At 76.0% G+C, this 21,973-nt stretch carries 20 protein-coding genes; 14 read left to right on the plus strand and 6 right to left on the minus strand.

Features of this window, described 5'->3' with window-relative positions:
• Position 1 precedes the first annotated feature (1 nt).
• From ftsW to ACUN9U_RS04335, 12 genes are all read left to right on the plus strand, one after another.
• Positions 2–1,369, plus strand: coding sequence for a putative lipid II flippase FtsW (ftsW, locus tag ACUN9U_RS04280; RefSeq protein WP_445483674.1), 1,368 nt, complete (start codon positions 2–4; stop codon positions 1,367–1,369).
• The gene (locus ACUN9U_RS04285; protein WP_445483675.1) at positions 1,366–2,568 is read left to right on the plus strand and encodes a UDP-N-acetylglucosamine--N-acetylmuramyl-(pentapeptide) pyrophosphoryl-undecaprenol N-acetylglucosamine transferase; all 1,203 of its coding nucleotides are present in this window, start codon (positions 1,366–1,368) and stop codon (positions 2,566–2,568) included. The genes ftsW and ACUN9U_RS04285 overlap by 4 nt, the downstream gene beginning before the upstream one ends.
• Positions 2,565–4,094, plus strand: a complete 1,530-nt coding sequence (gene murC / locus ACUN9U_RS04290; RefSeq protein ID WP_445483676.1) for a UDP-N-acetylmuramate--L-alanine ligase — start codon at positions 2,565–2,567, stop codon at positions 4,092–4,094. Before ACUN9U_RS04285 ends, murC begins: the two co-directional genes overlap by 4 nt.
• Positions 4,095–4,189: 95 nt before the next feature.
• Positions 4,190–5,071, plus strand: coding sequence for a cell division protein FtsQ/DivIB (locus ACUN9U_RS04295; protein WP_445483677.1), 882 nt, complete (start codon positions 4,190–4,192; stop codon positions 5,069–5,071).
• Between the two features lie 459 nt (positions 5,072–5,530).
• Positions 5,531–7,096 (plus strand): cell division protein FtsZ, encoded by a 1,566-nt coding sequence (gene ftsZ / locus ACUN9U_RS04300; protein WP_445483678.1) that lies wholly within the window; start codon positions 5,531–5,533, stop codon positions 7,094–7,096.
• Between the two features lie 52 nt (positions 7,097–7,148).
• Positions 7,149–7,892, plus strand: a complete 744-nt coding sequence (locus ACUN9U_RS04305) for a polyphenol oxidase family protein (RefSeq protein WP_445483679.1) — start codon at positions 7,149–7,151, stop codon at positions 7,890–7,892.
• On the plus strand, positions 7,889–8,647 hold the full coding sequence (locus ACUN9U_RS04310; RefSeq protein WP_445483680.1) for a YggS family pyridoxal phosphate-dependent enzyme: 759 nt from the start codon (positions 7,889–7,891) through the stop codon (positions 8,645–8,647). The genes ACUN9U_RS04305 and ACUN9U_RS04310 overlap by 4 nt, the downstream gene beginning before the upstream one ends.
• A 114-nt stretch (positions 8,648–8,761) precedes the next feature.
• The gene (locus tag ACUN9U_RS04315; RefSeq protein ID WP_445483681.1) at positions 8,762–9,241 is read left to right on the plus strand and encodes a cell division protein SepF; all 480 of its coding nucleotides are present in this window, start codon (positions 8,762–8,764) and stop codon (positions 9,239–9,241) included.
• A gap of 141 nt (positions 9,242–9,382) precedes the next feature.
• Positions 9,383–9,682 (plus strand): YggT family protein, encoded by a 300-nt coding sequence (locus tag ACUN9U_RS04320; RefSeq protein ID WP_445483682.1) that lies wholly within the window; start codon positions 9,383–9,385, stop codon positions 9,680–9,682.
• Between the two features lie 165 nt (positions 9,683–9,847).
• On the plus strand, positions 9,848–10,498 hold the full coding sequence (locus ACUN9U_RS04325) for a DivIVA domain-containing protein (protein ID WP_445483683.1): 651 nt from the start codon (positions 9,848–9,850) through the stop codon (positions 10,496–10,498).
• A 35-nt stretch (positions 10,499–10,533) separates the two neighbouring features.
• The gene (gene lspA, locus ACUN9U_RS04330) at positions 10,534–11,127 is read left to right on the plus strand and encodes a signal peptidase II (RefSeq protein WP_445483684.1); all 594 of its coding nucleotides are present in this window, start codon (positions 10,534–10,536) and stop codon (positions 11,125–11,127) included.
• 2 nt (positions 11,128–11,129) lie between these two features.
• Positions 11,130–12,059, plus strand: a complete 930-nt coding sequence (locus tag ACUN9U_RS04335; protein WP_445483685.1) for an RluA family pseudouridine synthase — start codon at positions 11,130–11,132, stop codon at positions 12,057–12,059.
• Between the two features lie 29 nt (positions 12,060–12,088).
• Here the strand turns inward: ACUN9U_RS04335 and ACUN9U_RS04340 are convergent, their stop codons facing one another.
• The 3 genes from ACUN9U_RS04340 to ACUN9U_RS04350 all read right to left on the minus strand — a co-directional run bounded on the left by ACUN9U_RS04340 (position 12,089) and on the right by ACUN9U_RS04350 (position 14,738).
• Positions 12,089–12,754 carry a hypothetical protein gene (locus ACUN9U_RS04340; protein ID WP_445483686.1) on the minus strand — a complete coding sequence of 222 codons (666 nt, stop codon included), beginning with the start codon at positions 12,752–12,754 and terminating at the stop codon, positions 12,089–12,091.
• A 187-nt stretch (positions 12,755–12,941) separates the two neighbouring features.
• Complete coding sequence (locus tag ACUN9U_RS04345) at positions 12,942–13,364, minus strand: VOC family protein (protein ID WP_445483687.1); 423 nt, start codon at positions 13,362–13,364, stop codon at positions 12,942–12,944.
• A 144-nt stretch (positions 13,365–13,508) separates the two neighbouring features.
• A complete protein-coding gene (locus ACUN9U_RS04350; protein ID WP_445483688.1) occupies positions 13,509–14,738 on the minus strand; it encodes a pyridoxal phosphate-dependent aminotransferase in 1,230 nt (409 codons plus the stop codon).
• Positions 14,739–15,148: 410 nt separating this feature from the next.
• On the opposite strand from ACUN9U_RS04350, the gene dnaE reads away from it, so the two are divergent.
• Both dnaE and ACUN9U_RS04360 read left to right on the plus strand, forming a co-directional pair.
• Entirely contained in the window at positions 15,149–18,709 is a 3,561-nt protein-coding gene (gene dnaE, locus ACUN9U_RS04355; RefSeq protein WP_445483689.1) for a DNA polymerase III subunit alpha, read from the plus strand.
• Positions 18,706–19,290: a hypothetical protein gene (locus ACUN9U_RS04360; RefSeq protein ID WP_445483690.1), complete on the plus strand. Its 585-nt coding sequence runs from the start codon at positions 18,706–18,708 to the stop codon at positions 19,288–19,290. Before dnaE ends, ACUN9U_RS04360 begins: the two co-directional genes overlap by 4 nt.
• A gap of 206 nt (positions 19,291–19,496) precedes the next feature.
• On the opposite strand, the gene ACUN9U_RS04365 is transcribed toward ACUN9U_RS04360, so the two are convergent.
• The 3 genes from ACUN9U_RS04365 to ACUN9U_RS04375 form a co-directional block, all read right to left on the minus strand.
• Positions 19,497–20,594 carry a methyltransferase domain-containing protein gene (locus tag ACUN9U_RS04365; protein WP_445483691.1) on the minus strand — a complete coding sequence of 366 codons (1,098 nt, stop codon included), beginning with the start codon at positions 20,592–20,594 and terminating at the stop codon, positions 19,497–19,499.
• An 82-nt stretch (positions 20,595–20,676) separates the two neighbouring features.
• Complete coding sequence (gene ybaK, locus ACUN9U_RS04370) at positions 20,677–21,177, minus strand: Cys-tRNA(Pro) deacylase (protein WP_445483692.1); 501 nt, start codon at positions 21,175–21,177, stop codon at positions 20,677–20,679.
• 10 nt (positions 21,178–21,187) lie between these two features.
• Positions 21,188–21,874, minus strand: coding sequence for an LON peptidase substrate-binding domain-containing protein (locus tag ACUN9U_RS04375; protein WP_445483693.1), 687 nt, complete (start codon positions 21,872–21,874; stop codon positions 21,188–21,190).
• Between the last annotated feature and the right edge of the window lie 99 nt (positions 21,875–21,973).

A 21,973-nucleotide genomic window follows, 5' to 3' on the forward strand; every position in this document is an offset into this window, starting at 1 on the left:
GGTGGCCACGCGCACGACCGGCAGCACGACGATCGACCTGCGCGACGGCGCCACCCCGTCGGCCGCGCCCGCGCCCCGCACGGCCGCCGACCGCAGCGCCCCCCGCCGGACGCCCCGGCGCCCGGCGCTGACCCGGCGCCAGCGCGCCGCCGCGTGGGGCGACGCCCTGCTCGGCGGCCCCCTGCCCGGCCGCCTGGCGCGCTGGGACACCCCGCTGCTGACCTACGGGGTGCTGCAGGGCGCGGTGCTGCTGCTCGTGGCGATCGGCCTGGTCATGGTGCTCTCCAGCTCCAGCGTGGAGGAGATCGCCGACGGCAGCTCGCCGTTCCGCGCGCTGGTCCAGCAGGTGCCGTTCGCGGCCCTCGGGCTGGTCTCCATGCTCGTGGCCTCCCGGCTGCCGCCGGTGTTCTGGCGCCGGGTGGCACCGGTGGTCGTGGTGCTCGTCGCGGGGCTGGAGTCGCTGGTGCTGACGCCGCTGGGCTACGGGGTGGGCGGCAACACCAACTGGGTCCAGCTCGGGCCCCTGCGCGGGCAGCCGTCGGAGTTCGGCAAGGTCGCGCTCGTCCTGTGGTGCGCCCTGGTGCTGGCCAGCAAGCGCCAGGTGCTGGACAGGCCCCTGCGCTGGGGCCTGCCGCTGGCCCTGGGCGTGGTGCCGCTGGTCGGCTTCGTGCTGGCCGGCGGTGACCTCGGCACCGCCATGGTCATGCTCGTGGTGGTGGCCGGGGCGGTCTTCGCCGCCGGCGTGCCGCTGCGCCACCTCGCGCTGCTGGGCGCGGTGGCGCTGGCGGGCGTGGCCGTCATGGCCAGCACCGGCAACCGCATGGCGCGGATCGAGGCCTTCCTGGGCGGCAACACCGACCGCCTCGGCAGCGGGTACCAGGCCACCAGCGGCCTGTACGCCCTCGCCTCGGGGGGCCTGACCGGCCTGGGCCTGGGCGGCAGCCGGCAGAAGTGGAGCTGGCTGCCCGAGGCGCACAACGACTACATCTTCGCCATCCTCGGCGAGGAGCTCGGCCTGGTCGGCACCCTCGTCGTCCTGGGCCTCTTCGTGGCCTTCGGGTGGTGCTGCGCCCGCGTGGTGCGCCGCAGCCGCGACCTCTTCGCCGCCGTCCTGGTCTCCGGGGTGATGGTGTGGGTGCTGGGGCAGGCCGCGGTCAACATCGCGGTGGTCGTCGGGCTGGCCCCGGTGCTCGGCGTCCCGCTGCCACTGATCTCCGCGGGCGGCTCGGCGCTGCTGGCCACGCTCACGGCCGTGGGCCTGGTGCTCTCCTGCGCCCGGCACAGCCCCGGCGCGCAGGCCGCGCTGAGCGCCCGGCCGGGCCTGGTGCGCCGCTCGCTGGCCGTGGTCTCCCGCAGGGGGCGCCGGTGACGCCGCCCGCGGGACCCGACAGGCCGCTGGCGGTGCTGCTGGCCGGGGGCGGCACCACCGGCCACGTGTCCCCGCTGCTGGCCCTGGCGGACTGCCTGCGCCGGCGCGACCCCGCCACGGGCGTGCTGGTGCTGGGGACCGACGAGGGCCTGGAGGCCCGCCTCGTCCCGGCGCGCGGGTACGAGCTGGCCGTGGTGCCGCGGGTGCCGCTGCCCCGCAGGCCCTCGGCGGCGCTGCTGCGCCTGCCCGGGCGGCTGGCCAGGGCCGTGCGCGCCGCCGAGCGCGCCGTGGTGCAGGCGGGCCGCGCGGTGGGCGCCGAGCGGGCCGACGTCGTGGTGGGGGTCGGCGGGTACGTCGCGGTGCCGGCCTACCTCGCCGCCCGGCGCCTCGGCGTGCCGGTGGTGGTCCACGAGGCCAACTTCCGGCCCGGGGTGGCCAACCGCCTCGGGGCCCGCCTGACCGAGCACGTGGCCACCACCTTCCCCGGCACCGCCCTGCGCGGGCGCGGCGGCGCCAGCGCGCTCACCGGCCTGCCGATGCGCACCGAGGTCACCGGCCTGGACCGGGCCGCCCGCCGCGCCGAGGCCCGCGCCGCCTTCGACCTGGACCCCGGCGCCCCCGTGCTGCTCGTGACCGGCGGCTCGCTGGGCGCCCAGCGGCTCAACGCCGCGGTCGTCGAGGGCGCCCCCGAGCTGCTCGCCGCGCCCGCCGGCGGCGGCCCGGCCCCGCAGGTGCTGCACCTGACCGGCGCCGGCAAGGCGGTGCAGCCCTCGGGGCTGCCCGCCGGCGCCACCTACCGGGTGCTCGAGTACACCGACCGCATGGACCTCGCCTACGCCGCCGCCGACCTCGTGCTGTGCCGCGCCGGCGCGGGCACGGTGTGCGAGACCACCGCCGTGGGGCTGCCGGCCGTCTACGTGCCGCTGCCCGTGGGCAACGGCGAGCAGCGGCTCAACGCCGCCGGAGCCGTGGCCGCGGGCTCGGCGCTGCTCGTGGACGACGCCGAGGTCACCGCAGACTGGGTCCGCGGCCCGCTGCGCGACCTGCTCACCGACGCCGACGGCGCCCACCGCCTCGCCGCGATGACCGCCGCCGCCGGCTCCTCCTCGCTGGCCGCCGGCGCCCGCGACGGCGACGAGCGCCTCGCCGACCTCGTCGAGCGGGCGGCGGGGCGCACCGGTGCGGGGAGGCGGCGGTGAGCGCGCGCTTCGACCTCTCGGCCCCCGTCCCGCCGCTGGAGCAGCTGGGCGCGGTGCACTTCGTCGGCGTCGGCGGCGTCGGCGTCTCCGGGGTGGCCCGGGTCATGCTCGAGCGGGGCGTGGCCGTCTCGGGCAGCGACGCCAAGGAGCTGCCCGTCATGGACGCGCTGCGGGCCCTGGGGGGCCGCGTCGCCGCCGGCTTCGACCCGGCCCGGCTGGCCGGCGCCCGGACCGTGGTGGCCGGGTCGGCCATCCGCGAGGACAACCCCGAGCTGGTCGCCGCGCGCGCCGCCGGGCTGCGCGTGCTGCACCGCTCCCAGGGGCTGGCGGCCCTCATGGCCGGCCGCCGGGGCGTGGCCGTGGCGGGCACCAACGGCAAGACCACCACCACCGCGATGCTCGTGGCCGTGCTCGTCCACGCCGGCGCGGACCCCTCCTTCGCCGTCGGCGGGGAGCTGGTCGGCGCGGGCACCAACGCCCGGCACGGCGGCGGGGACGTCTTCGTGGCCGAGGCCGACGAGTCCGACTCCAGCTTCCTGGTGTACGCACCCGAGGTCTCGGTGGTCACCAACGTGCAGGCCGACCACCTCGACCACCACGGCGACTACGCCGGGGTGCAGGCGGCCTTCGCCGCCTTCGCCGCGCGCGTCCTGCCCGGCGGGGTGCTCGTGGCCTGCGCCGACGACGCCGGCTCGGCGGCCCTGGCCGCCTCGGTGAGGGCGGCCGCGGCGCGCGCCGGGCAGGACGGCGACGGCGGCGCCGCGCGCCGCGTCGTGACCTTCGGGGCCTCCGCCGACGCCGACGTGCGCGTCAGCGGCGCCGACGCCTCCGGGGGGCGGATCGCCTTCGACCTGCGGGCGGCGGCCGGCGCCGCGGGTCCGCACGCCCCGCAGGGGTGGAGCGGGCGGGTGCAGCTGGCGGTCCCCGGCTGGCACAACGCCCTGGACGCCGCGGCGGCGTGGGCCGCGGCCGTGGCGCTCGGGACCGACCCCGCGACCGCCCGCGACGGGCTCGAGGCCTTCGCCGGCACCCGCCGCCGCTTCGAGCCCCGCGGTGGGGCCGCGGGCGTGCGCGTCTACGACGACTACGCCCACAACCCCGCCAAGGTGGCCGCCGCCGTGGCCACCGGGCGCCAGGTGGCCGGCGCCGGCCGCCTGGTGGTGGCCTTCCAGCCCCACCTGTACTCGCGCACCGCCGACTTCGCCGCCGAGTTCGCCGAGGCGCTCTCCGGCGCCGACGAGGTGGTGGTCATGGACGTGTACGCCGCCCGCGAGGACCCCGTGCCCGGCGTGACCGGAGCGCTCGTGGCGGACCGCGTCAGCCCTCCCGCACGGGCCGTCTTCGAGCCCGACCGGGCCGCCGCCGCACCGGCGCTGGTGGAGCGGGCGCGCCCCGGCGACCTCGTGCTGACCATCGGCGCCGGCGACGTCACCGCGGTGGCGGGAGAGGTGCTGGCGCTGCTCGCGGCGCGCGCCCCCGGCGCGGGGCAGCCCTCCTCCTCCGCCGCGACCGGCGGCGCGGCGTGAGCCCCGCCGGACGGCGCCCGCCCGCGCCCGTGCGCCGGCCGGCGCCGCCGCGGCCCCCGCGCCCGCCGCAGCCGGGGGGCGCGACGCCCGCACCGGTGCGCGAGGTGCGCCTGCCCGAGACGGGCCCGGCGGCCGCCGCCGGACCCGCCGCCGGACCCGCCGCCGGACCCGACACCGACCCGGCCGCCGGGCAGCGGGCCGGGGGCGCGCACCTGGAGGCCCCGCGCCCGCCCGTGCGCGAGGGGCGCGCCGGGCGGGCGCCCGAGGGCCGTGGCACCGCCCGCGGTCCCGCGGCGCAGCGGCGCCTGCTGTGGCGGGTCGTCCTCGTGGCGGCCCTGGTCGCCGCGGTGGTGGGCGCGGCGGTGTGGGCGCTGCTCTTCAGCTCCCTGACCGCGCTGCGCACCGTGCAGGTGAGCGGGGCCGACCGCACCGGCGCCGCCGCGGTGCAGCAGGCCGCCGCCGACCAGCTCGGGGTGCCGCTGCTGCGGGTCGACACCGGCGCGGTGACCTCCCGCGTCGAGCAGCTGCCGTGGGTGGCCTCGGCCTCGGTGGACCGCTCCTTCGCCCACCGCCTGCAGGTCCGCGTCGTCGAGAAGGTGCCTGTGGCGGCGGTGCCCGCGCCCGACGGCGCCCCGGGGGTGGTCCTGCTGGACGGCGGGGGCGCCACGATCACCACGGCCGACGCCGCCCCGGACGGCGTCCCGCTGGTCCAGGTCGACCCGGGGGCCGGTCCGGCCGTGCGCGCCGCCTCGGCGGTGGCGCTGGCGCTGCCGGCGGCGCTGCGCGAGCAGGTCGCGGCCGTCACGGCGACCGGCCCGGACGACGTGCGCCTGGCCCTGCGCAGCGGCCAGGAGGTCGTCTGGGGGTCGGCCGGGCAGGACGACCTCAAGGCGCGGGTGGCGCAGCTGCTGCTGCCGCGCGAGGGGGTGCGCCGCGTCGACGTGAGCGCCCCGCTGGCCCCGGCGACGTCCGGCTGAGACCCGCGGTGCGCGGGCTGCGCGCACTCGCGTGATGTCCCCGTGATCTGCCCGTGATGTGCCCTGTCGTGGTCGTGCGGGTGGTTCCCGCGGACGTCGTCCGACTTCCCCGAGGCCTCGACGCAGGTGGTGGCGAGGGCCCCTGTGAGGGCCTCCCAGGCTGCGGCCCTAGGCTCCGGCTCGCCCGAACGGGCGGCTCAGCGCCGCGTCGCTCGTGCTCGTCGTAGCGCTCTGTCAGCGCCCGTGAGCACAGCGCTGCGACGGGCAGAGCCGCTGTTCAGCAGCGCGGCGTGGGGAGTTGTGAGTTTCGGCGTCCGGCCCCTAGCCTGCAAACAACACCGTTGTGACATAACGTTCAGCCTTGAGTTGAGGTTGAGACTTTTCCGGGGCCTGAGGGGGCCGCGGTAGCAGCAGATCCGGGGTCGGCAGGCCCGAAGCGATCGGGGAGAGCAGGGGACCGTGGCGGCACCGCAGAACTACTTGGCGGTCATCAAGGTGGTGGGCGTGGGCGGGGGCGGCGTCAACGCCGTGAACCGCATGATCGAGGTCGGCCTCAAGGGGGTCGAGTTCATCGCCGTCAACACCGACGCGCAGGCGCTGCTGATGAGCGACGCCGACGTCAAGCTCGACGTGGGGCGCGAGCTCACGCGCGGCCTGGGCGCCGGCGCCGACCCCGAGGTCGGGCGCAAGGCCGCGGAGGACCACGCGGAGGAGATCGAGGAGGTCCTGCGCGGGGCCGACATGGTCTTCGTGACCGCCGGCGAGGGCGGCGGCACCGGCACCGGCGGGGCCCCCGTGGTGGCGCGCATGGCCCGGGCGCTGGGCGCGCTGACCATCGGCGTCGTCACCCGCCCGTTCACCTTCGAGGGACGCCGCCGCGCCACGAGCGCGGAGTCGGGCATCGCGGAGCTGCGCGACCAGGTCGACACGCTCATCGTCATCCCCAACGACCGGCTGCTGTCCATCAGCGACCGCGGCGTCAGCGTGCTCGACGCGTTCAAGTCGGCCGACCAGGTGCTGCTGTCCGGCGTCCAGGGCATCACCGACCTCATCACCACCCCCGGCCTGATCAACCTCGACTTCGCCGACGTGAAGTCGGTCATGAGCAACGCGGGCTCCGCGCTCATGGGCATCGGCTCCTCGCGCGGTGACAACCGCGCCGTCGAGGCCGCCGAGCTGGCCATCTCCTCCCCGCTGCTCGAGGCGAGCATCGACGGCGCCCACGGCGTGCTGCTGTCCATCCAGGGCGGCTCCGACCTCGGCCTGTTCGAGATCAACGAGGCCGCGCGGATGGTGCAGGAGGCCGCCCACCCCGAGGCCAACATCATCTTCGGCGCCGTCATCGACGACGCCCTCGGCGACGAGGTGCGCGTCACCGTCATCGCCGCCGGCTTCGACGGCGGCGTGCCCCAGGTGCGCCGCGACGAGCGGCGCGCCGAGCCGGCCCCCGCGGCCGCGGCCGTCTCGCTGCCCCGCACCCCGGCGGTGAGCACCGGCGGCGCTCCGGGGCGCCCCGCCCACAGCGGCTTCGGCGCCGGCCCGTCCGGTCCCGCCTCCCCGCGCACCGGCCAGCAGCCGGCCGTCGCCGCCCCGGCCCGGGCCAGCGGCCCCCGCACCGGCCAGTCCCCGGCGGTGCCCGCCGACCGGCCGAGCTGGCAGCAGCCGGCGCGCGCGGCCGCGCCCTCGCCCTACGGCGAGGCGGCCCCCGCCCGCCAGCAGCCCGCCGCTCCTGACGGGCGCGCCGAGGGTCGCGGTGAGCGCGCCGACGGCTACGGCGAGCAGTACGACGGCGGCTACAGCGACTGGCGCAGCCCGCAGGCGACGCCCAGCGCCCTGGACGACGGCCCGGCGGCCGAGCCCGCGTACGCCGCCGGCCAGCTGCCCGGCCAGTACGACGGCGGCCACGCCGGCAGCCACACCGGTGTCCACACCGGCTCCCACGGCGTGGTGGAGCGCGAGCCCGCCCGCGCCCGCTACGGCCGCTCCGAGCCGGAGGACCTCGACGTCCCGGACTTCCTGAAGTAGGCGCTGCCGCCCCGCACGGAGACCGGCCGGAGGGGTCGGGCAGGCTCGTCCCATGGCGAGCCCGCCCGACCCCTCCGTCGTCCCCGGCGCGTCGACGGCGTGGCGGCGCGAGCTGCCCGGCGGCTGCGTGCTGGCCCTGTCCGGCGGCGCAGACCTGGCCGACCACACCGGCGGGGACCCGGCGGCGGCCCGCGCCGCGCGGGCGTCGCTGGCGGCCGACGTCGGCGTGGGGCCCGAGCACCTTCTCGTGGCCCGGCAGGTGCACGGCGCGCGCGCGGTGCTGGCCCGCGGGCCGTGGGACGGACCGCCCCCGCAGGCCGACGCGCTGGTCACCGACGCGCCGGGCCTGGCGCTGGCGGTGCTGGTGGCCGACTGCGTGCCCGTGCTGCTCGCCGACCCCGCGGCCGGGGTGGTGGGCGTCGCCCACGCCGGGCGGCGCGGCATGGACGAGGGCGTCGTCGGGGCCGCGGTCGCGCTCATGGCCGAGCGGGGGGCGCAGCCCGGGCGCACCCGGGCGGTGCTGGGGCCGTCGGTGTGCGGCCGCTGCTACGAGGTGCCCGCGGCGATGCGCGCCGAGGTCGCCGGGCGGCACCCGGTGACCGCTTCGCGGACCTGGACCGCCACGCCGGCCCTGGACGTGGCCGCCGGCGTGCTCGAGCAGCTCGCCGGTCTGGGGGTGGCCGCCGAGCAGCTGCCCGGCTGCACCGTGGAGGACCCCTCGCTGGGGTCGGTGCGCCGCTCGGGGCCGGCGGCTCCCCGCTGGGCGGGGCTGGCGTGGAGGAAGGAGGAGCGGTGAGCGAGGACGGTGCCGGCGCCGGCTCGCCGGGCAGGGCGGCCGAGCTGGCCGAGGGGCTGCGGGCCGTGCGGCAGCGGGTGGCCGACGCGGAGGCGGCGGCCGGGCGGGCCGCCGGCTCCGTGCTGCTGGTGGTGGTGACCAAGACCTTCCCCGCCTCCGACGTGCGGCTGCTCGCCGCCAGCGGCGCCGGTGACGTGGGGGAGAGCCGGGAGCCGGAGGCCGGCCTGAAGGCCGCCGCGTGCGCCGACCTCGGCCTGCGCTGGCACCAGGTGGGCCAGGTGCAGACCAACAAGGCCGCCGCGGTGGCCGCCTGGGCCGACGTCGTGCACTCCGTGGACCGCCCGCGCCTGGTGGCCGCGCTGGAGCGCGGTCACCGGCGGGCGCTGGAGGAGGGGGCCCGCCCCGAGGGTCACGTGCTGGACGTGCTGGTGCAGGTCGACCTCGCCGACGACGACGAGCGCGACCCCGGCCGAGGGGGCGCCGCGCCGCGCGACGTGGCGGGGCTGGCCGACGCGGTGGCCGCCGCCGGGGGGCTGCGCCTCGCGGGCGTGATGGCGGTGGCCCCGGCGGGCGTCGACCCGCGCGGCCCCTTCGAGCGGCTCGCACAGGTGGCGGCGCGGGTGCGCGCGCAGCACCCGGGGGCCGACGCGGTCTCGGCGGGGATGAGCGGTGACCTGGAGGCCGCGGTGGCCGCGGGTGCGACCCACGTGCGTGTCGGCCGCGCCGTGCTGGGCGCGAGGCCTCCGATCGTGTAACTTCTGTGACTAGCGAGACGAGTGAGGCTCACGAGCCCGAAGGGGCGGAGGGGCTTCCGGTGTCGCGCGGACCGCCGGGGCGGGCGGCCGGAGCACGGACAGGAGGAGCGGGTCATGGCTGGAGCGCTGCACAAGTCGATGGTGTGGATGGGGCTGCGCGAGGACGACCCGCGCTACGCCGAGCCGCGCGACCTCGACGTCGACGCGTGGGACGAGGAGGAGGACGAGGTGGCGGTGGACGACTCCGAGTACCGCGCCGAGGTGACGCCGATCACCCGCGACCGCTCGATCTCGCGCTTCACCCCGGCACCTGCCGCGGACCTGCGCCGCATCACCACGATCCACCCGCGCACCTACAACGAGGCCAAGGCCATCGGCGAGTGCTTCCGCGGCGGCGTGCCGGTCATCATGAACCTCACCGACATGTCCGACGCCGACGCCAAGCGCCTCGTCGACTTCTCCGCCGGGCTGGTCTTCGGCCTGCACGGCAACATCGAGCGCGTCACCAACAAGGTCTTCCTGCTCTCCCCGGCGCACGTCGAGGTCACCGGTGAGCCGGTCGGCCAGGTCAAGGCGGTCTTCAACCAGTCCTGACCTGCCGGCTCACCGGCGGTGGCGGGCGAGGCGCCCCTCATCCGCCCGCCACGAGGGGGCACCGCTGCCGCGGTGCCCCCTCTTCGGCGCGTCCGGCGCGGGGGCGGCCGGCACGTCCCCGGACGGGGGATGATGGTCGGCGTGAGCATGGTCTTCCAGCTGCTGTACCTCGTCGTGCTGCTCTTCTTCGTGCTGCTCATCGGCAGGCTCGTGCTGGAGTGGGTGCAGGTCTTCTCCCGCGACTGGCGTCCGCGCGGGGCGGTGCTCGTGGTCGCCGAGACCGTTTACACGGTCACCGACCCGCCGCTGCGGGGGATCCGCCGCGTGGTCAAGCCGATCCGGATCGGCAGCATCCAGCTCGACCTCGCCTTCATCATCCTGGCGCTCGGCTGCTCGCTGCTGATGGGCGTGCTGCAGCGCGCCGCCCTCCAGGTCGCGTGAGCCCTCCGGCAGCACCAGCCGCCCCGACCCGACGGCCGCCGGGTCGCCCCGGACACACCGCGTGCGGCACCTGACCGCGCCGGCGCGCGTCGTCGGCTACGGTGGCGTGCGACTGATAGCAGGCCCGGTGCGTGCCACCGCGGTGACTCTCGAAGAGGTGACCACATGGCGCTGACGCCCGAGGACGTCGTCAACAAGCGGTTCCAGCCCACCAAGTTCCGCGAGGGCTACGACCAGGACGAGGTCGACGACTTCCTGGACGAGGTCGTGGGTGAGCTGCGCCGCCTGACGGCGGAGAACGAGCAGCTGCAGCAGAGCCTGACGGCCTGCGAGCGGCGCGTGACCGAGCTCAGCCGCGGCGGTGGCGCCACCGGCCCCGTGCCGCAGCAGGCCGCCCCGGCGCCCGTGGCCGCGGCCGCGCCGGCCCCGGTGCTCGGCGGTGGGCAGCCGCTGGAGTCGGCCACCGGCATGCTCGCCCTGGCCCAGAAGCTCCACGACGACTTCGTGCGCTCCGGTGAGGAGCAGCGCGACCAGATCCTCGGCGAGGCCAAGGAGCGCGCCGGCCGCCTGGTCCGCGAGGCCGAGGAGAAGCACCGCCAGACCCTCGGCAGCCTGGAGCAGGAGCGCTCGCTGCTCGAGCGCAAGATCGACGAGCTGCGCAACTTCGAGCGCGACTACCGCAACCGCATGAAGTCCTACCTGGAGTCCCAGCTGCGCGACCTCGAGACCCGCAGCAGCGCCGGCGTGCAGAACGGCCGCCCGGTGCCCCCGGCGGCCCAGGACGTGGGCTACGCCTTCGGCGGCGGTGCTAGCTGAGCGAGCCGTCCGCCGAGAGCGCCGCCGCGGCGCGGGTGCCGGCGTCCTCGCCGCGCACCGGCTCCAGCCCGTCCGTCCCCGCTGAGGGGCCGGACGGGCTCGGCCGCGCCCTCAGGGCGCGCCGCCTGCGGCGCTTCCTGGTGCTCGTGGCGCTGGTCGGGCTCGCCGCCGACCAGGTCACCAAGGCCCTGGCGGTGGAGCTGCTCACCCCCGGTGAGCCGGTGCCGCTGGTCGGTGAGCTGCTGCAGCTGTACCTGCTGCGCAACCCCGGCGCCGCGTTCTCCTTCGCCACCGGCGCGACCTGGGTCTTCACGGTCATCGCCACGGTCGTCGTCGTCGCCGTGCTGCGGGTCTCCCGCCGGCTCGGGAGCCGCGCCTGGGCGTTCGCGCTGGGGCTGCTGCTGGCAGGCGCCACCGGCAACCTCGTCGACAGGCTCCTGCGCGCCCCGGGCTTCGCGCGGGGCCACGTGGTCGACTTCCTGGCCCTGCCCGACTTCCCGGTCTTCAACGTCGCCGACTCCATGATCTGCACCGCCGCGGCGACCATCGTGGTCCTCGCGCTGCGCGGCATCGAGATCGACGGCCGGCGCGCCGTCTCCGGCCGCTCCCGCTCGTCAGCGAGGCCCTGAGCGTGCCCGAGGTGCGCTCCCTGCCGGTCCCCGACGGCCTGGAGGGCGAGCGGCTCGACGCCGGGCTGGCCCGCCTGCTCGGGCTGTCCCGCTCGCGCGCGGCCGAGGTCGCCGAGGCCGGGGGCGTGGAGCTGGACGGCGCCGTGGTCGGCAAGTCCGAGCGGCTGCGCGCGGGCGCGTGGCTGCAGGTGTCCCTGCCCGACCCGCCCGCCGCCCCCCGCGTGGTCGCCGAGCCCGTCGACGGCCTGCGCGTCGTCCACGACGACGACGACCTCGTGGTGGTCGACAAGCCCGTCGGCGTCGCGGCGCACCCCTCGCCGGGCTGGAACGGGCCCACCGTCATCGGCGGCCTGGCCGCCGCCGGCTACCGCATCTCCACCTCGGGCGCTGCGGAGCGCCAGGGCGTGGTGCACCGCCTCGACGTCGGCACCTCCGGCCTCATGGTGGTGGCCAAGAGCGAGCACGCCTACGCCGTGCTCAAGGACGCCTTCCGCGAGCGGACGGTCGAGAAGACCTACCACGCGCTCGTGCAGGGGCACCCCGACCCGACCTCCGGGACCGTGGACGCGCCCATCGGCCGGCACCCGTCCTCGGACTGGAAGTGGGCCGTCACCGCCCAGGGCAAGCCGAGCGTGACGCACTACGAGACCCTCGAGGCCTTCCGCGCCGCGACGCTGCTGGAGGTGCACCTGGAGACGGGGCGCACCCACCAGATCCGCGTGCACATGAGCGCCCTGCGCCACCCGTGCTGCGGGGACCTGACCTACGGCGCCGACCCCGCGCTCGCCCAGCGGCTCGGGCTGACCCGGCAGTGGCTGCACGCCAAGGGCCTGGCCTTCCACCACCCCGCCACGGGGGAGTGGACGGCGTTCACCAGCGAGTACCCGGCCGACCTGCGGCACGCCCTCGACGTCCTGGCCGACCCCGCCTGACCCGCCCCGGCGTGGGGGCGGGACCGCCGTCAGGAGCCGCGTGCCACCTCAGCCAAGCGGCGGGCGGCGCTGCGCTCGGCGACCAGCGCACGGCGGGCCACCACCGCGCCGGCCGCGGCGGCGCCCAGGCAGCCCAGCGCCAGGTCTCCCAGGGTGTCGCCGTAGGCCGCGGCCAGCCCGCCGTCGACCTCGCCGAAGCGGATGAAGGCGGCCCACTCGCCCAGCTCCCACGCCACCGCCAGCAGCGCCCCCACGCCGGCGGTGCACAGCGCCAGCGCCCAGTGCGGGCGCACCCCGCCGTCGCGCAGCAGCAGGCCCGCGCCGACGGAGAGCAGGGCCCAGTTCACCAGGTGGTTGGCGTCGTCCCACCAGCCGACGGCGTCGTAGAGGTCGAGGGTGTTGCCGGTGACGTCGACGAGGAACGGCAGCGCGACCAGCAGGGTCGCCCACCACGGCAGCGGCCCGGAGGGCTGGTGGCGGTGGTTGCGCCGGGCGCGCCGCACCACCGCCACGAGCGGCACGAGCAGCATGAGCACCGGGTAGGCGGCCAGCCGCGCCCCGAAGCCCTTGCCGGCGAACTGCGGCAGGTCGCTGGACGCCCCCAGGGCCAGCTGGACGACGGTGGCCACCACCACGCCGAGCACGGCCCACGGCACCCACGGGGCGGGCTCGGAGGTCGGCCTGGGCGCTGCCACAGGGCTGATGGTGGTGGACGGAGCTGCCACCGGGGGCGGGGCGCGCCGGGATGCGTTCCGCCTCCTGGCCCCAGGTGTCGGAACCCCGTCAGGACGTGCCGGAACCCCGTCAGGACGTGCCGGAACGACCTCCCGGTTCCGACACCTCGTGACAGGGTTCCGACACCTCGGTGCGGGAGGCCGGGTCTCAGCCCTTCACGGCGACCAGCTCCAGAGCGATGCCGTCGGGATCGCGGAACTCCAGCAGGTGCATCGCCCCGGCGTCCTTGACCTCGCCGTGCGGGGCGCCCGCGGCGTCGAGGACGGCGACGGCGGCGTCGAGGTCGGCCGCGGAGGCGACCGAGAACGACAGGTGGTCCAGGCCGACGCGGTCCTCGCTGAAGGCGTCGTCGCCCGGGGCGGCGGGCCGCAGGCCGAGCAGCCCGCCCGGGACCTGGTAGATGACGCCGCCGAAGAGGAACCACAACCGGTCGCGGGTGGCCTGGTCGGCGTCAGGGGGGAGCTCGAAGGCGACGTCCCAGCCGAAGACGCGGTCGTAGAAGCGCCGGGAGACCTCGATGTCGCGGACGGTGAGGCGGACGTGGCCGAAGCCGGTGGTCGAGATGGTCATCCCAGGACCGTCGCACGCGACAGGTCCACCGGCACCCGGGAGCGGGCGGTGCTCGTGCGGGTCCTGGGGGCTTCCCCTCCGCGCTGCTCGGCGCCGCCCGTCAGCGGAAGGTCTCCGTGGAGGGGGCCAGCGTCGGTGCCCGGGTCAGCGGCGGCGGCCCGCCAGGAAGCGCTCCAGCCGGTCGGCGGCGTCGTCCAGCACCTCCACCGGCGCCAGGAAGACCATGCGCAGGTGGTCGGGCGTGGGCAGGTTGAAGCCCGTGCCGTGCGTGAGGAGCAGGTGCTCGGCGTCGAGCAGGTCCATGACCAGCGCCTCGTCGTCGTCGACGGCGATCACCGAGGGGTCGAGCCGGGCGAAGAGGTACAGCGCGCCGCGGGGCTCCACGCAGGAGACGCCCGGGATGGCGCGCAGGCGGCGCAGGGCGTGGTCGCGCTGCTCGCGCAGCCGGCCGCCGGGCGCCAGCAGCGGGTCGATGCTGGCCCGGTCGGCCAGCGCGGAGGCCACGGCGTGCTGGGCCGGCACGTTGGGGCACATCCGCATGTTGGCCAGCAGCTCCAGGCCGTCGAGGTAGTCCGCGGCGCGCTCGCGCGGGCCGCTGATCGCGAGCCACGCCGAGCGGAACCCGGCCGCGCGGTGGTTCTTGGACAGCCCGCACAGCGTCAGGACCACGAGGTCGGGGGCGAGCGCGGCCGCGTGCTCGTGGACGGCCGGGCCGTCGGCGCCGTCGAAGAGGATGTGGTCGTAGATCTCGTCGGCCAGCACCAGCAGGTCGTGCCGGCGGGCGACCTCGAGCAGCGCCAGGAGGGTCTCGCGGGAGTACACCGCGCCGGTGGGGTTGTTGGGGTTGATGATCACCATCGCCTTGGTGGCGGGGGTGACCCTGGCGGCGACGTCGGCGACGTCGGGCTGCCAGCCGGCTTCCTCGTCGCAGCGGTAGTGCACGGCCGTGCCGCCGGACAGGCGCACCGCGCCCGTCCACAGCGGGTAGTCGGGGCTGGGGACCAGCACCTGGTCGCCCGGGTCGAGCAGGGCCTGCAGCGTCATGACGATGAGCTCGGAGACCCCGTTGCCCAGCATCACGTGGTCGGGCCCGACCCCGACCACGCCGCGGCCGGTGTAGTAGTCGGCCACGGCCTCGCGGGCGGGCAGGATGCCGCGGGCGTCGCTGTATCCCTCGGCGTCGTGGATGTGCTCGACCAGGCCTTGCACCACGGCGTCGGGGGCCTGGAAGCCCCACGCCGCGGGGTTGCCGATGTTGAGCTTGACCACCTCGTGGCCGGCGGCCTCGATCTCGCGGGCACGGCGCAGCAGCGGCCCGCGGATGTCGTAGCGCACGGTGCGCAACCGGTCGGCCTGGCGGACAGCGCTGCTCACGGGGCCAACTCTGGCACGCGGCCGCGCACGGCCGTCCTCGGACGCCGGGCTGGGCCGGCGAGGAGCGCGCGCCCGTCAGCGCCGGCGCTCCTCGCGCAGCGGCTTCACCGACGCTGGCACGTCGTCGCCGACCACGCGCGGGTAGGTGCAGGTGGACCACTCGCGGTAGCCGACCGTCCCGCCGAGCGTGCAGGAGTCGTCCGGAGGCAGCTGGAGGGGCTCTGGCGGGACCTCTGCGTGCTGGACGGGACGCCCGCCGGCTCCGGCACCACGGCCTCCCGGCCCCACCGGCACGGCAGCCGGCGGCGCGCCGGACGCCTCTCGGGGGACGCCCCCGCCGTCGTCCCCGGCGCCTACAGTGGGGGCCCTTCCCCCGCCTGCTCCGCCTGCTCCACGGAGGTCCTCGACCCATGCCCGACGCGTCCGGCAGCGACTCGTTCGTCCACCTGCACAACCACACCGAGTACTCGATGCTCGACGGGGCCGCGAGGATCGACGAGCTGTTCGCCACCGCCGCCGAGATGGGCATGCCGGCGCTGGCGACCACCGACCACGGCTACATCTTCGGGGCGTACGAGTTCTGGAAGGCCGGGCGCAAGCACGGGGTCAACCCCGTCATCGGCCTGGAGGCGTACCTCACCCCGGGCACCGCCCGCGGCGACAAGACCCGCGTGAAGTGGGGCGACCCGAGCGCGGGCCGCGACGACGTGTCCGGCTCCGGCGCGTACACCCACATGACGATGTGGGCGCAGGACACCGCCGGCATGCACAACCTCTTCCGCATGGCGAGCCTGGCCAGCCTCGAGGGGCACTACTTCAAGCCCCGCATGGACCGCGAGCTGCTCACCACCTACGGCAGGGGCATCATCGCGACGACGGGCTGCCCGTCCGGGGAGGTGCAGACCCGCCTGCGCCTGGGCCAGTACGACCAGGCGGTCGCAGCAGCCGCGGAGTTCCGCGACATCTTCGGCGCGGAGAACTTCTACTGCGAGGTCATGGACCACGGGCTCGAGATCGAGCGCCGCATCCAGAAGGACCTCGTCCGCCTCGCCAAGGACCTCGGCATCCCGCTGGTCGCCACCAACGACCTGCACTACACGCGCCCGGAGCACTCCGAGGGCCACGCGGCGCTCCTGTGCGTGCAGTCCGGCTCCACCCTGGCCGACCCGAACCGCTTCAAGTTCGACGCCGACGAGTTCTACCTCAAGAGCCCCGCCGAGATGCGCCACCTGTGGCGCGAGCTGCCGGAGGCCTGCGACAACACCCTCGCCATCGCCGAGCGCTGCTCGGTGGAGTTCTCCGAGGGCATCGGCACGTACATGCCGCGCTTCCCGGTGCCGGAGGGGGAGAGCGAGGACTCCTGGTTCGTCAAGGAGGTCGAGCGCGGCCTGCTCATGCGGTTCAAGGGCGCGGTGCCCGAGGAGAGCCGCCGCGTGGCCGAGTACGAGATCGGCGTCATCACGAAGATGGGCTTCTCGGGGTACTTCCTCGTCGTCGCCGACTTCATCCGCTGGGCCAAGCGCCACGGCATCCGCGTGGGCCCGGGCCGCGGCTCCGGCGCGGGCTCGATCGCCGCCTACGCCCTGGAGATCACCGACCTCGATCCCCAGCGCCACGGCCTGATCTTCGAGCGGTTCCTCAACCCCGACCGCGTCTCCATGCCCGACTTCGACATCGACTTCGACGAGCGCCGCCGCGGCGAGGTCATCAAGTACGTCACGGAGAAGTACGGCGAGAGCCGCGTCGCGCAGATCGTCACCTACGGCACGATCAAGGCCAAGCAGGCCGTCAAGGACGCCTCCCGCGTGCTCGGCTACCCGTTCGCCATAGGCGACCGGATCACCAAGGCGATGCCGGCCGCGGTGATGGGCAAGGACGTGCCGCTCACCCAGATCTTCGAGCCCACCCACCACCGCTACGCGGAGGGCAAGGAGTTCCGCGAGCTGTACGAGGCCGAGGCCGACGTGCAGAAGGTGGTCGAGACCGCCAAGCAGCTCGAGGGCCTGAAGCGCCAGTGGGGCGTGCACGCCGCCGGCGTCATCATGTCGAGCGAGCCGCTCATCGACCTCATCCCGATCATGCGCCGCGAGCAGGACGGCCAGGTCATCACGCAGTTCGACTACCCCAGCTGCGAGTCGCTCGGCCTGATCAAGATGGACTTCCTCGGCCTGCGCAACCTCACGATCATGGACGACGCCGTCCGCCTCGTGGAGCGCAACCGCGGCGAGAAGGTGGTGCTGGAGGAGCTCGAGCTCGACGACCCGGAGACCTACGCGCTGCTGCAGCGCGGTGACACCCTCGGCGTCTTCCAGTTCGACGGCGGGCCCATGCGCTCGCTGCTGCGCCTCATGCGCCCGGACAACTTCGAGGACATCTCCGCCGTCGGCGCGCTGTACCGCCCCGGGCCGATGGGCGCCGGCTCCCACACCAACTACGCGCTGCGCAAGAACGGCCAGCAGGATATCACGCCGCTGCACCCCGAGCTGGCCGAGCCGCTGCAGGAGGTTCTGGGCACCACCTACGGCCTGATCGTCTACCAGGAGCAGGTGATGTCCATCGCCCAGACCGTGGCGGGCTTCAGCCTCGGCCAGGCGGACCTGCTGCGGCGGGCGATGGGCAAGAAGAAGAAGTCCGAGCTGGACAAGCAGTACGAGAAGTTCTCCGGCGGCATGCACGAGCGCGGCTTCTCCGAGGCGGCGGTCAAGGCGCTGTGGGACGTGCTGCTGCCGTTCTCCGACTACGCGTTCAACAAGGCCCACTCCGCCGCGTACGGCGTCGTCTCCTACTGGACCGCCTACCTCAAGGCGCACTACCCGGCCGAGTACATGGCCGCGGTGCTGACCTCGGTGCGCGACGACAAGGACAAGTCCGCGCTCTACCTCAACGAGTGCCGCCGCATGGGCGTCACCGTGCTCCCGCCGGACGTCAACTCCTCGATCGCCACCTACGCCGCGGTCGGCCCCGACATCCGCTTCGGGCTGGCGGCCATCCGCAACGTCGGCGAGAACGTCGTGGAGGCCATCGAGAAGGCGCGCGAGGAGAAGGGCGCCTTCACCAGCTTCGGCGACTTCCTCGCCAAGGTCCCCGCCGTGGTGTGCAACAAGCGCACGGTGGAGTCGCTCATCAAGGCCGGCGCCTTCGACTCCCTGGGCGCCAAGCGGCGGGCGCTGCTCGCGGTGCACGAGGACGCCGTCGACTCGGTGGTCGGCCTCAAGCGCCAGGAGGAGAAGGGCCAGTACGACCTGTTCGGCGGCCTCATGGGCGACGACGACGGCGGCTCCGGCGGCGCCGGTCAGGGCTCCGCCCTCTCCGTGGCGGTGCCCGACCTGCCCGAGTGGGACAAGAAGGAGCTGCTGGCCCGCGAGCGCGAGATGCTCGGCCTGTACGTCTCCGACCACCCGCTCTTCGGCCTGGAGCACGTGCTGAGCTCGGCCGCCGACTGCTCGGTGGCCACGCTGCTCACCGACGAGTCCCGCCAGGACGGCTCGATGGTGACGATCGCCGGGCTCGTCACGGGCCTGCAGCGCAAGATGACCAAGCAGGGCAAGCAGTGGGCCATCGCCACCGTCGAGGACCTCGGCGGCGCGGTGGAGGTGCTGTTCTTCCCCTCCAGCTACGAGCAGTTCGCGCACCTGCTGGCGCCGGACGCCGTCGTCGTGGTCCGGGGCCGGCTCTCGCGCCGCGACGACGTGCCGTCCCTGCACGCGCAGGACCTGTCCGTGCCGGACACCTCGGTGGCCGCGGACGGCCCGGTGGTCATCACGCTGCCCGAGCAGCGCTGCACCGAGCCCGTCGCCGACCGGCTGCGCGGGGTGCTGCAGGACCACCGCGGCCAGACGTCGGTGCACCTCAAGCTGCTCACCACCGACAAGCAGGTGCTGGTCTGCCTCGACGACGCGCTGCGGGTGACCCCGTCACCGTCGCTGTTCGGCGACCTCAAGGCGCTGCTGGGTCCCAGCTGCCTCGTGTGACGCCCCGGATCCCGGCGCGGGCGCGCGCGCTGGCCCCGGTGCTCGGGCCGGTGCTGCTGGGCGCCGTCGTCGGGGTGGTGTGGTGGCTGGTCGCACCGACGGGGCCGGTGGTGCTGCTGCAGGGCGGCTCCGTGCTGGGCGCCGCCGACCCCGAGCTCACCGCCGCGCAGGACGGCTGGCTGGTCGTGCTCGGTGCGGTGGCCGGCCTGCTGTGCGGGGTGGCCGCCGTGGCGCGCCCGGGGGAGGCGCCGGTGCGGCGGAGCCTGCTCGTGGTGGCCGGGTGCCTGTTCGGCGCCGTGCTCGCCTCCCAGGTGGGGGCGTGGCTGGGGCCGCCGTCGGTCGCGGCGCAGGTCGCCGCCGGCGCCGACCCGGAGCGCGGCCTGGTGAGCCCGCTGCGCGCCCACAGCGCCGGGGTGCTGCTGGCCTGGCCGGCGGTGGCGTCGCTCGTCATGACGATGGGCCACCTCCAGGCGGCCTGGCTCGACAGCCGCTTCCCCGACGAGGCGGAGGCCGCTGACGCGGACACCGACGCCACCGGCCCGCCGGCCTCCGCCCCCCTCCGCGACGATCAAGGACGCTAGCGTCACGGGCCGAGCGCGACGTCCTGGGCCGTTGCGGGAGGCGAGAGCGGCAAGGAGGTCAGCACCACCCGGCCGCGCAGACCACCGGCCTCCGGCAGCTGCCCGAGCCCACCAAGACCAGCACGCCAGCAGGCGACGAGGGTGTCCGCTGGAGAGCTGGTGGCGTGGGGCCGCTTGATCGTCGGAGAGGGGGCGGCTGGCCTGCGTCAGCGGCGGCGCAGCTGGACCAGGACCTCGACGTGCGTGGTCTGGGGGAACATCGCGAAGAGCCGTCCGCGCACCGGCTCCCACCCCGGCAGCGCCTCCAGGTCCCGCGCCAGCGAGGCGGGGTTGCAGCTGGAGTAGAGCAGGTGGCGGGTGCGCGGGGGAGCGGCGTCGAGCCAGCCGCACAGCCGCTCGCCCAGCCCCCGCCGCGGGGGGTTGACGACGACGGCGTCGGGCGCTGCGTCGTCGGGCTGCTCGCGCGCCCACGCGGTGGCGTCGGCGTGGACGAACCGCGCGCCCACCAGCCCCGCCGCCCGCGCGGCGTCGCGGGCGGCGGCGACCGCCTGCTCGCTCGTCTCGACGCCCACGACCTCCCGCTCGGGGCGCGGGCCGGCAGCGACGTGCAGCGCGAAGCCTCCCGCGCCGCAGTAGAGGTCCCACAGGCGCAGCGCACCGCCGCCCCGCAGCACCTCGTCGTCGTCCTCGAGGCCGGCCACCCAGGCCGCGACCTGGGTGTACAGCTGCCCGGCGACGTCGGTGTCGGTCTGCAGGAAGCCCTGCGGCCGGGCGAGCAGCGTCACTGCGCCCTGGCGGACGGGGAGGCGCTCGGCGGGGGTGAGGGGCACCTCGACGTCGCCCTCGAGCAGTGCGGCGTGCTGGGGCAGCAGGTTGGCCGAGACCACGCGGATGCTCGGGACCGCCTCGAGCAGGTGCGGGAGGTGCTTGCGGATCCGCGGCAGGGACTCGGTGGAGCGCAGCACGAACCTGACCATGAGCTCGCCGGCGTCGTTCGTGGTGACGTGGACGTGCTTGAGCTCGCCGCGACGGGCCGGCACGTCGTACGGGACCAGCGCGGCGCGGGTGACGAAGGCCCGCAGCGGCTCCAGGGCGTCGGTGACGGAGGCCGGGTAGAGGCCGCAGCGGACGAGGTCGACGCCGCGGCCGGCGTCGTCGAGGATCCCCAGCGTCGGGGCGTCGGTGGTGCCGGCGACGACCATCTTGGCGCGGTTCCTGAAGCGGCTCTCCGGACCGGTGGCGGGGACGAGCCAGGTGGGGACCGAGGGCAGCAGCGCCTCGACGCGCGCCTGGGCGTCGGTCACCTGCACCTCGTGGGGGACGCCTATGAGGGTGCACGAGCGGCACGCGCCCGCGTCGAAGTAGTCGCACTGCACGGGAGCCGGCTCAGGAAGCGGCGACGGAGGCGACGAAGGCGCCCGTGACGGCGATGAGGTCGGCCGGGGCCAGCTCCACGTCGAGGCCGCGGCGTCCGCCGCTGACCAGCACGGTCGGCTGGTCGAGCGCGCTGGCGTCGACCACGGTGGGCAGCCGCCTGCGCTGCCCGACCGGGCTGATGCCCCCGCGGACGTAGCCGGTGGTGCGCTCAGCGGCGGCGGGGTCGGCCATGGTGGCGCGCTTGCCGCCCAGCGCCGCGCCGACCGCCTTGAGGTCGAGCGTGGCGCTCACGGGCACCACGGCGACGCCGAGGGCGCCGTCGACCTCCACCACGAGGGTCTTGTACACGCGCGCCGGGTCGATGCCGAGGGCGTGCGCGGCCTCCAGGCCGTAGCCGACCTCGGCGGAGACGGCGGCGTCGTGGTGGTAGGGGTGCACGGTGTGCGCCACGCCCGCCTTCGCCAGGGCGGCGGTGGCGGGGGTGCTGGGACCGGCCGGCCTCCTGGCCATCAGCTGGCCATCAGTTGTAGACCGGCGGCTCGCCGGTGAGGTCCTGCGCGGGCAGGGAGCGCAGCTCGGCGATGAGCACCTGCTCCTGGCGCAGGAGCCGGCGCTCCTCGCGCAGGCGGGTGGCCGTGTCGGGCAGCTCGAGCAGGCGCTGGCGCTCGGGGAGGTCGAGCACCATGCCGGCCATGACGAGGTAGCTCAGCACCGCCGGGTCCTCCGGCACGCCGCCCGGCACCCCGGTGGTGGCGATGCCGAGCTGGGCGCGGTACGCCGTCCACGCCGCGGCGGTGGAGGCGGCCAGGTCGGCGAGGCGGTCCGGGTCGGCGCCCGCCTGCTCGGGCACCGGGCTCACGAGCCCGGTGAGGTAGGGGGTGCCGGCGCTCTCGTCGAGGCCGTCCAGGCGGAAGCGCACCGCCCCTGAGGTGATCAGCTCGTACCGGCCGTCCCCGGGACCGTCGGGCTCAGCGACGTCGCGGACCACGGCGGTGCAGCCGACCTCGTGCAGGTCGACCGCACCGGGGCGGGAGCCGGCGTCGCGGCCGTGCCGCAGGGCGACCACGCCGAAGGCGCGCTCCTCCTCCGGCAGGGTGAGGAGGTGCTCGACGAGCGCGACGTAGCGCGGCTCGAAGATGGTCAGGGGCAGCACGAGCCCGGGCACCAGGACGCTGCGCAGCGGGAACAGGGGCAGCCGCTCGCTCACCGCCCCAGCCTAAGCAGCCCCGCTGACAGCCCTCTCCGTGATCATGGGCGATCGACCACCCGAGGTGGCCGATCGCCCATGATCACGGAGAGGGTGGCG

The organism is Quadrisphaera sp. KR29 (assembly GCF_052644995.1).

Excerpts from the sequence above, each read along its gene's own strand:
- ACUN9U_RS04305 (WP_445483679.1), top strand. The coding sequence starts at position 7,149 with ATGGCGAGCCCGCCCGACCCCTCCGTCGTCCCCGGCGCGTCGACGGCG.
- ACUN9U_RS04315 (WP_445483681.1), top strand. The coding sequence starts at position 8,762 with ATGGCTGGAGCGCTGCACAAGTCGATGGTGTGGATGGGGCTGCGCGAG.
- ACUN9U_RS04325 (WP_445483683.1), top strand. The coding sequence starts at position 9,848 with ATGGCGCTGACGCCCGAGGACGTCGTCAACAAGCGGTTCCAGCCCACC.
- ACUN9U_RS04345 (WP_445483687.1), bottom strand. The coding sequence starts at position 13,364 with ATGACCATCTCGACCACCGGCTTCGGCCACGTCCGCCTCACCGTCCGC.
- dnaE (WP_445483689.1), top strand. The coding sequence starts at position 15,149 with ATGCCCGACGCGTCCGGCAGCGACTCGTTCGTCCACCTGCACAACCAC.
- ybaK (WP_445483692.1), bottom strand. The coding sequence starts at position 21,177 with ATGGCCAGGAGGCCGGCCGGTCCCAGCACCCCCGCCACCGCCGCCCTG.